Source organism: Alishewanella aestuarii B11, assembly GCF_000280055.1.
GTDB lineage: Bacteria > Pseudomonadota > Gammaproteobacteria > Enterobacterales > Alteromonadaceae > Alishewanella > Alishewanella aestuarii.
On the sequence record NZ_ALAB01000041.1, the window covers coordinates 129,610 to 135,893 of the forward strand.

10 protein-coding genes are annotated in these 6,284 nt (G+C 46.3%); all 10 read left to right on the forward strand.

Annotated features, from left to right (window positions below):
• Nucleotides 1–89 precede the first annotated feature (89 nt).
• On the forward strand, nucleotides 90–431 hold the full coding sequence (locus AEST_RS16045; RefSeq protein WP_008610314.1) for a hypothetical protein: 342 nt from the start codon (nucleotides 90–92) through the stop codon (nucleotides 429–431).
• Nucleotides 432–566: 135 nt separating this feature from the next.
• The gene (locus AEST_RS16050) at nucleotides 567–1,313 is read left to right on the forward strand and encodes an endonuclease NucS domain-containing protein (RefSeq protein WP_008610316.1); all 747 of its coding nucleotides are present in this window, start codon (nucleotides 567–569) and stop codon (nucleotides 1,311–1,313) included.
• Between the two features lie 93 nt (nucleotides 1,314–1,406).
• Nucleotides 1,407–1,853, forward strand: coding sequence for a hypothetical protein (locus tag AEST_RS16055; protein ID WP_008610317.1), 447 nt, complete (start codon nucleotides 1,407–1,409; stop codon nucleotides 1,851–1,853).
• Entirely contained in the window at nucleotides 1,846–3,006 is a 1,161-nt protein-coding gene (locus AEST_RS16060) for a serine hydrolase domain-containing protein (RefSeq protein WP_039925680.1), read from the forward strand. The genes AEST_RS16055 and AEST_RS16060 overlap by 8 nt, the downstream gene beginning before the upstream one ends.
• 127 nt (nucleotides 3,007–3,133) lie before the next feature.
• On the forward strand, nucleotides 3,134–3,379 hold the full coding sequence (gene brnA, locus AEST_RS16065) for a type II toxin-antitoxin system BrnA family antitoxin (protein WP_008610319.1): 246 nt from the start codon (nucleotides 3,134–3,136) through the stop codon (nucleotides 3,377–3,379).
• A gap of 64 nt (nucleotides 3,380–3,443) precedes the next feature.
• A complete protein-coding gene (locus AEST_RS17285; RefSeq protein WP_008610320.1) occupies nucleotides 3,444–3,617 on the forward strand; it encodes a hypothetical protein in 174 nt (57 codons plus the stop codon).
• 363 nt (nucleotides 3,618–3,980) lie between these two features.
• The gene (locus tag AEST_RS16070; protein ID WP_008949357.1) at nucleotides 3,981–4,310 is read left to right on the forward strand and encodes a hypothetical protein; all 330 of its coding nucleotides are present in this window, start codon (nucleotides 3,981–3,983) and stop codon (nucleotides 4,308–4,310) included.
• Nucleotides 4,311–4,508: 198 nt separating this feature from the next.
• Complete coding sequence (locus tag AEST_RS16075; RefSeq protein WP_039925688.1) at nucleotides 4,509–4,967, forward strand: DIP1984 family protein; 459 nt, start codon at nucleotides 4,509–4,511, stop codon at nucleotides 4,965–4,967.
• Between the two features lie 574 nt (nucleotides 4,968–5,541).
• Nucleotides 5,542–5,919, forward strand: coding sequence for an IS66-like element accessory protein TnpA (gene tnpA / locus AEST_RS16080; RefSeq protein WP_008606916.1), 378 nt, complete (start codon nucleotides 5,542–5,544; stop codon nucleotides 5,917–5,919).
• Complete coding sequence (gene tnpB, locus AEST_RS16085) at nucleotides 5,916–6,263, forward strand: IS66 family insertion sequence element accessory protein TnpB (RefSeq protein WP_008606915.1); 348 nt, start codon at nucleotides 5,916–5,918, stop codon at nucleotides 6,261–6,263. Before tnpA ends, tnpB begins: the two co-directional genes overlap by 4 nt.
• Nucleotides 6,264–6,284: the final 21 nt, after the last annotated feature.

Here is a 6,284-nt window from a genome sequence, read left to right on the forward strand (position 1 = left end):
GGGCGTTTACACTGTGTGAAAGCAGGTGCGCTCCAAACTACAAAGCTGTTAGCAGTGCAATTAACCCCAACCTTAAAAGGAAGTAAAAAATGAAGAAATTACTAATCAGTGCAGTTTTTTTAGGCATGAGTCTAGCTGTTTCAGCGGAAACCTATGACGTTTCCGCTTCTTACAGTGCCGGTACAGAATACTCTGGCGAGCTGGTTTTTCGTGTTGATGAAGGAAAAAGTGCATCTTTTTCAAATGAGCAAGTGCAGAGCTTTGCGGTTGTAGTGAGTAAAAAAACAGATAGTCAGGTTCTAGTTAACTTTGATTTTGCAGGTGGGGCTTACAAAAGCGAAGCAGAGGTTGTCTTAGAGCTTGACCAACCAACAGAATTTAATTTTAACGATCAAAAATTTACTTTTTTAGTTAAAAAATATTCCAGTTAAATATTTGTGACGGCACACGCACTGCTAACAAGGCGCATCACTCGCGGCCTTCGGCCGCTGGGATGCCAACCGCGATGCGGTCGTCCCCCGTGTGCTTTGCGTTAGGCAGAAGTCACTTCGTTGAGAGATAATATAATGCAGCAAGAGCGGTACAAAGCTTGGTTAGAACTCCAGAGGTATCAGTCCAATACGATTGCGGCACAGATGCACAGAGTCGGGCGCGTGGAAGAACATTATGGAAATCTTGATGAGCATTTCGAAAAGGATCTGCTTGAATCAGTAATCGATGATCTTAGATATTCAACTGCTGACCGGCAGGCGAATAAACCTAATCCAAGCAAAATTCCATTTAATGGTGATCCCTATTCAAATCTTGCGTCGTATCGAGATGCAGTCAATAGGTATAAGAAATTTCGAACTGACGAAACCATACAGGTTGAGACAGCTAATGACAACGACGATACCCCCTCAACAGTTCCGCCTTCGGCTGCCTACGCTTCTACCAAACAAAGTATAAGCCTTGAAAGGGATCTCCAAGCAACATTAAGGGAGTCGATATGGCAGTTAGAGTCTGGGCTTGAAATAATCGACGAAGGAGCTGAGCGTTCTGTTGATTCAGGCTTTATCGACATAACAGCTAGAGATCGCGATGGAGTCACAGTCGTGATTGAATTGAAAACAGGAACGGCTAGCCAGCGTGCTATAGCTCAAATTCTGAGCTACATGGGCGATATCCTCAACGAAGAGGGAGGGAACACAGTCAGAGGTATTCTCGTAGCCTCGGATTTCGATTCAAAGGCGTGCTCCGCAGCGAGAATGGTGCCAAATCTTCAACTCAAACGATACAAGGTGGAGTTTTCTTTCACAGATGGCGAATGCTAACAAAGCCATGAACCGCAACAGCTTTTTCGTTACGGCTTCGCCTCCACTACAAAACTGCACGTGTTGGTATCGTTAACATCCAAGGAAGAAAAGATGCAGTCAACCATTAATAAACCTCTTCTCGTTGCAGCAATCTGTTGCTTTTTGGCCGCTCTGGCTCATCTTGGCTGCATTGTTTTCGGCGGCGATTGGTATCGCTTCTTTGGTGCTGGTGAGCAAATGGCCCGCATGGCAGAGCAAGGGCTGTGGTATCCGACAATCGTTACCTCAGTTATCGTACTGGTACTTCTGGTATGGGCGCTTTATGGCCTATCAGGTGCCGGTGTTATTAAACCTTTGCCGCTGACAAAAATAGCGCTAACGCTGATTAGCAGTATATTTTTACTGCGAGGTATCGCTTTTGTTGGCTTAATGCCAACGTTCCCGGAAAACAGCCTGACGTTTTGGTTAGTGAGTTCGGGTATATGTTTGTTTATTGGTAGCCTGTTTGCGGTAGGCACTTGGCAGCAGTGGTCGGTTTTGGGTAGAAAAAATGCCTAACTCGCGTTCGATGGTCGCGGGGACCAAGCCAAAACTCCGCTCGATTATCGCCGGCGCATTTACGCTAGTTGCCACCTTAGCGGTATCCGCCAGCGAACCGCTGCCGCCGTGGCAGCAAAAACTTGAGCAATCGGCGTTTTCCGGCACCGTATTAATTGCTAAATCCGATACTCTAATCTTTCAGCAAAGCTTTGGCCTGGCCGACCGGGAAAACCAGCGCGCCTTTGATAATACTACGGTATTTGATATCGGCTCACTCACCAAGCAATTTACCGCGACAGCAGTCATGCAGCTGGTAGAGCAGGGCAAGTTATCACTTACGGCAACTATCGATAACTACCTGGCGGATGTTCCTGCCGACAAAAAACAGATCACCATCCATCATTTATTAAGTAACTCGTCAGGCTTGCCGACTAACCCGCCCAGCATCAGTTTTTACGACGTTATCGATAGCGAGAGTTACACGCGGCAGGTGCTGCAGCTGCCATTAGTTGCCGCCCCTGGCGAGCGCTATCACTATTCGAACCTGGGTTATTACTTGCTGGCGCAGCTAATTGAAATGGCATCAGGCCAGAATTGGGAAGCCTACATTCAACAGCACATCCTGTTACCGGCAGGTTTAACAGCAACCGGCTACCGCCTGGCGGATATACCGCAACACAGGTTGGCGATAAATTACGGTGCTGATCCCAACTGGTTACAACGGGGGTTTCGGTTACGAGCCAAGAGCCGCAGTGTTGGTGACTCGTTGCAGCATCTGCGCCAACAACCGGGCAAGCGCTGGTTCGAAGGTGCTGGTGGCTTTGTCTCTACCGCGCAAGATATGCAGGCCTGGTACCTGGCAATGCAGGCAGGCCAGATCTTAACCGCAGCCTCCTGGCAGCTGATGTTTACACCGCATATTGCCGAGAATACTGAAAAAGGTTCCTATTATGGCTATGGTTGGGCTATCGACAAACAGCATGGCTTTAACAGGATTAATCACACCGGCTCAAACGGTTACTCCTATGCAACCTTCGATTACTATCCGGAAGTTGGCTTATTTATTTTTACCGCATCGAATGATATCGACAATTATCCCTATCCATTGTTTACGGAAATTAAGCAGTCGGTGTTAGAGACAGTAGTGGCTAAGGATTTAGCAGAACCTTAAATGTTTTCTCCAACTTGCAAACGTAATCTGTTGGCTTACATTTATAAAGTTCGCCATTAAGGTATAGTTTCTATACCTACGTGAATAATCTCGGTCAGGCGGTCGCGTAAAGCGGAGGTGGCAATTTATGAAAGCTAAAGTATTCGATAAAAAGTTTGATGATAATGCGGTCGACATTATTGATGACCTTGATCTGTCGACAATTAAGCGTCCAAATCAGGCACAGCGGCGTGTGAATGTAGACTTTCCTGCCTGGATGATTGAGTCACTTGATCAAGAGGCCAATCGGATCGGCGTTACCCGTCAGTCAATTATCAAGGTTTGGCTGGCTGAACGATTGGAAGAAATTGCAGCGAACAAAGCTCGGTCGTGAATTACGCGCTAAGTGCCGATTCGTGGAGCCATTAAGGTAGGGACTGAAGAAATAAGGATTTACAGTGAAAACCGAAGATAAAGACAACCTAAAAACCACAGCGCTTATTGCAACCGGGTTATTAACAGAATACGCCTTGTTCCAGTCCATGAAGCGCTCAAAAACACTTACCGTAATGGTTATTGTTGGCGTGATTTTCTTTGTTGGCTTTTTCTATTTTTTGTTTAATATCGCATAGCTACAAGTAGCCCGCCTGACGAAAAAGCTGTTCGGCTGGCAGATACCTTTGGCCACAATATCCAAAGGGTGTATCAGCACGCCAAAGTTATTGCTGGATCAGTAATCCGCAAAATACGAAGTTTATAGTGCACAATGGCTTGGTCCACACAGCTTACAAGCAATATTACAGGGCTAAGCACCCGATGATGATAACCAGTTTGTTACTATTGGTATTTAGCAGTTATCCGAATAAATCTTGTCTTGAAATTCCCACCAGAAACCTGCAGAGTTGATAACAAATAAGAAACAGAATGGCCGAAGTGGAAATGCTGTGTTCTTAATAGGTTTTTCTGCAGGCTCGTTTTGCTTCAAAAGGGATTAGATGACTCCAGACGCGCAGGCCAGGAACGAGATAATTCTAGTTGAAGTCGAGCGCCTTGGTGGTAGTTTCGTTTGGGAAGCGGAAACCTTCGCGGTCACTTTAATGGATGTTGCAGTCTCCGAGCAGGATGCAACAGTACTGCTCGAACTGTCCGGGATTGAACTAATCGCAATCAACGTCGCCCATATTTCGGCGCCCATGCTGATGTCCATTGCGCGGATTGTGGGTTTGAAATCCCTCGTCGTCACCGGACGATGCGTTGATGATAATGAACTACGCGAACTCGAGTCCCTGGGGCCAGTAGTTCAGGTAGTCGAGAATGAGGCGTAACCAGTTGCTGCATCTGATGCCGAAAAGGTTAGCAACTTTTCGGTGTCACTGAGCTTGGGGTTAAATTTCAAGGAAACATAGTGCAAATATCGCGGAAGCTAGAACACAAGCCGTGCGTGCGAATGTCACAAGTTAAAATACGCAGATGTCGCTATGCCCCTAAGGTGTTTGAAGCCTTATGTTCTTAAGGAGATAAATTTGAAACTTGCAGAAGCACTAAGTATAAGAGCCGACTTACAGAGAAAGGTAAGTCAATTAAAGGAACGGATCTTGAGGAATGCAAAGATTCAAGTTGATGAGAAACCAGCTGAAGATCCGAATGAACTACTTTTAGATTTAAACCAGGCTTCGAAAGAGCTTGTTGCTCTGGTTAAAAAAATAAATAAAACAAATAATGTTTTGAAATTTGACCAAAATAATACGATGGCAGACATCTTGGCAGAGCGAGAGCAGTTGGCTTCTTTGCGAGATCTCTATAGAGAACTCGCCAAACAAGCCACTGTTTCCCAAGATCGTTATAAAAAGTTAGAAATCAAGTTTATGCCTGCAGTGGATGTAAAGACCGTTCAGAAGCAGGCCGATGACTATGCCAAACAGTTCCGTGAGCTTGACGTAAGGATACAAGCATTGAACTGGACTGTAGATTTGATTGAGTAAAGAAGTACGGTAAGTTTGTATTCGGGCGAATGTTTCCCGTCAACTGGGTTAAGTTGTACTAAGGTGAGGTGTAGGGGCATGCCTCGAAGGTTCAACTCCTTCAGTTATTGTTATCCCCTGTATTGTGTACATTAGAACATAGTACTCATTACTGTTACTCCCAAAAACATTGACGGTTACAGGCTGAGGGTGGGTATGGGGTCTTCTTTGACTTAGCAATTTGGGTGTAATCCTGATTTGCAGTATATTTCTAGTGCGTGGTGCTGACACTATTCGTTTAACGCCAGTGTTGCCGAAAAACAGTTTGACTTTTTGGTTGGTGAGTTCGGGTATTACTTATCGGTAGCCTGTTTGCAGTAGGCACTTGGCAGCAGTGGTCGGTTGGGGAACGTTAATGCTGATCAATACAGTACTGGCCCAGGGCAAAAATCGTAGCAGTTTAGTTTGGTTCCTAGACTCATTAATTTTAGGCCCAATCGCGACGTTAATATGTAAGCGTCCGGCGAACACATCTTTTATTTGCTAACTGATCACGCATCATAGTGCTCACTGTTGCCAACTGTGAGACTTATGAATGACAGCTTTAAAACACCCCGATGTGCGCCGGGTCTTTTCCCCTGAGTTTAAATGGCAGATTGTCCGAGAATCCAAAGAGCGTACACTGTCCGTTTCTGAATTAGCCCGCAAATACGATGTGAACACCAACCAGGTATTTCGCTGGATGCGTGAAGCTGAGGCGGGTCAGGCTTTGTGGGTCAGACGCGCTAAAGGTGAACCGGATGCGCCTGTAGCTGCTTCAGCTTTTCTACCTGTCAGCGTCCGCCCGGCTAATGCAGCAGCCCCCGTTTTGCCTAAAGCTGCCATCACGGTGTCATTTCGAAGTGGTCATCAGTTGATGTTGCACGAGGCGACACCGGCCCTGTTAGCGCAACTGGTGGCAGCGTTATCATGATGATGTTATCGCGTGATGTGCGTATCTGGCTGTGTGCGGGTTTCACCGATATGCGCAAAGGGTTTGATGGCCTGGCTGCCATGGCGCAGCACGTCCTGCAAAAAGACCCTTTCAGTGGTCATGTGTTTGTCTTTCGCGGACGGCGTAGTGACCGGGTGAAATTACTGTGGTGGGATGGTCAGGGCTTGTGTTTATTCTACAAGCGTCTTGAGCAGGGACAGTTCGTCTGGCCTGTCGCAAAATCCGGTGCTGTGCATTTAACCCAAGCGGAGTTAGCGCTACTGCTTGAAGGCTTAGACTGGCGTCCGCCCGCCAGAAAAAATACGCCAAAAAACACAGCTTAAATACAATTAATCAATGAGTTA

Coding starts and splice junctions, on each gene's coding strand:
- AEST_RS16045 (WP_008610314.1), top strand. CDS start 90: ATGAAGAAATTACTAATCAGTGCAGTTTTTTTAGGCATGAGTCTAGCT.
- AEST_RS16050 (WP_008610316.1), top strand. CDS start 567: ATGCAGCAAGAGCGGTACAAAGCTTGGTTAGAACTCCAGAGGTATCAG.
- AEST_RS16055 (WP_008610317.1), top strand. CDS start 1,407: ATGCAGTCAACCATTAATAAACCTCTTCTCGTTGCAGCAATCTGTTGC.
- AEST_RS16060 (WP_039925680.1), top strand. CDS start 1,846: ATGCCTAACTCGCGTTCGATGGTCGCGGGGACCAAGCCAAAACTCCGC.
- brnA (WP_008610319.1), top strand. CDS start 3,134: ATGAAAGCTAAAGTATTCGATAAAAAGTTTGATGATAATGCGGTCGAC.
- AEST_RS16070 (WP_008949357.1), top strand. CDS start 3,981: ATGACTCCAGACGCGCAGGCCAGGAACGAGATAATTCTAGTTGAAGTC.
- tnpA (WP_008606916.1), top strand. CDS start 5,542: ATGACAGCTTTAAAACACCCCGATGTGCGCCGGGTCTTTTCCCCTGAG.
- tnpB (WP_008606915.1), top strand. CDS start 5,916: ATGATGATGTTATCGCGTGATGTGCGTATCTGGCTGTGTGCGGGTTTC.